The sequence below is a fragment of the Pseudomonas syringae pv. cilantro genome, from assembly GCF_001293775.1.
Taxonomy (GTDB): Bacteria; Pseudomonadota; Gammaproteobacteria; order Pseudomonadales; family Pseudomonadaceae; genus Aquipseudomonas; species Aquipseudomonas syringae_P.
Genome location: NZ_LGLN01000077.1, coordinates 1 through 1,453, shown reverse-complemented (window position 1 = coordinate 1,453; position 1,453 = coordinate 1). Strand labels below are relative to the sequence as shown.

The following is a 1,453-nucleotide window of genomic DNA, read 5'->3' as shown; positions in this document are numbered from 1 at the left end:
CAGACGCGGATCCCAGCTCATCGACGGACGACCCGCGACATCAAAGGCCGTATGACTTTGCCTGGCCTGCGGTTCTTCAGCAGGCTTCAGACGGCAGAAAACGACTGAATCGGTCAACAGCCGACGCGGGTCTACCACCTGTAGATGCGGGGTGTAACGGTGCAGTACAGCGCTCGTAGTATTCATGGTTCAGTCGTCCTTGATCCGCCTTGCCAGGTAGTGCACTAAATACTTTTTCAGCTCAAAACCCTCCCGATTTATTAGTGCATCGTCTCAAACCCCGGGCAAGATCCCGATGGAAATCACCTAAATGCAATCGGGCAGCTACCTGGGCGAGGACGATATCGAGCGTTTCGAAGATATCTACGGTCGCTCGAATGCGCTGGAAGCGGGTGTCAAGACGCAGACGATTGCTCGCTGATAGGGTTTTAGCTGCAAGCTGGACAGCCCTCATCAACCCTTTGCGTACTTTTATCCGCGGGGGAGTTGTTGAGGTCTTTTTCGTCTTTGTTGCGGTTAACTGGCATCAAAAAAACGTTTATATAGCGCACGTTCGGCTGGCTTTTTGGAGGCCGATCGTTTAACGAACATCACCGCAGCGGCAAATGAATCAGCATTATTGTAGGCCAACTCAGAGGGTGTAACTCTCGTATCGGCGCGATAGTGTTTGCCTAGCGTCGCGGCACCTGTATCAACTTTCCCCTCAGCCAACTCAAACAATGGCGTAGGGTCCTGACCCTCCTTGGCCTTGCCGTATACGTAATCCATAGTATCCAATGCAGCGTGAGAAAATTCGTGAATCAATACCTGAGCACTATAACTTTTTCCGGCAGCTCGTTTGGCTTCACCCCAGACTCTTCTATGAACCATTAAAAATTTTTCCTCGCGCTCCTCACGATAGTCCTTCCGGACCTCTGCCATCTCGCGTTTCAATTCGCCAGGAGAGGCACTGTTGAGAGCAGCGCGCGTAGTTGCACTTAGATAACGAGCAAAACCTGAGTAGCGCTTCATATCAAGGGAGGCCGTAACGGTCTTTCCGGGCTCGTCTGACTCAGTAATTTCAACGTTACGGATAGCGGTTTCTCGAGCGACTCGCAAAACCTTATCAATGTCATTTTTCCAACGATATTTGAGCTCGGCATCGTGACGCCTGAAAAACCGGTTCATTACTTCTGGCACATTTTTATTGGAGTCGACGTCAAGCAATGCTCGTGTTTTTTCCAGCGCCCTTATCGCTTTCAGACGAGCATCATCTACCTCCCTCTCAAATCCAAATAACGGAGCCAGTCCTTCGACATCAGTCATGGATACCGGATTGTTTCTGACCATACGGTACAGGTTCAAACCATCCACTGCCCCCGCTGGGTCCGGATTGATCCAGCGCTGCAACCACGGCGCGTAATACCGTCGCCCATAGTAATAAAGCCCTGTCGCATCCCGTTCCTTGCCCGAA

1 protein-coding gene and 2 pseudogenes are annotated in these 1,453 nt (G+C 51.3%); 1 reads left to right on the top strand and 2 read right to left on the bottom strand.

Features of this window, described 5'->3' with window-relative positions; genetic code table 11:
- A pseudogene (locus tag ABJ99_RS29325) lies at nucleotides 1–186 on the bottom strand (RHS repeat domain-containing protein); the annotation flags it as partial.
- 94 nt (nucleotides 187–280) lie between these two features.
- Between ABJ99_RS29325 and ABJ99_RS27575 the strand changes: the two are divergent.
- Nucleotides 281–421 (top strand): annotated as a pseudogene (locus tag ABJ99_RS27575) (hypothetical protein); the annotation flags it as partial.
- A gap of 95 nt (nucleotides 422–516) precedes the next feature.
- Here ABJ99_RS27575 and ABJ99_RS29640 read toward each other — a convergent pair.
- The coding region (locus ABJ99_RS29640) for an RHS repeat-associated core domain-containing protein (protein WP_326828205.1) at nucleotides 517–1,453 on the bottom strand (937 nt) is incomplete at its 5' end.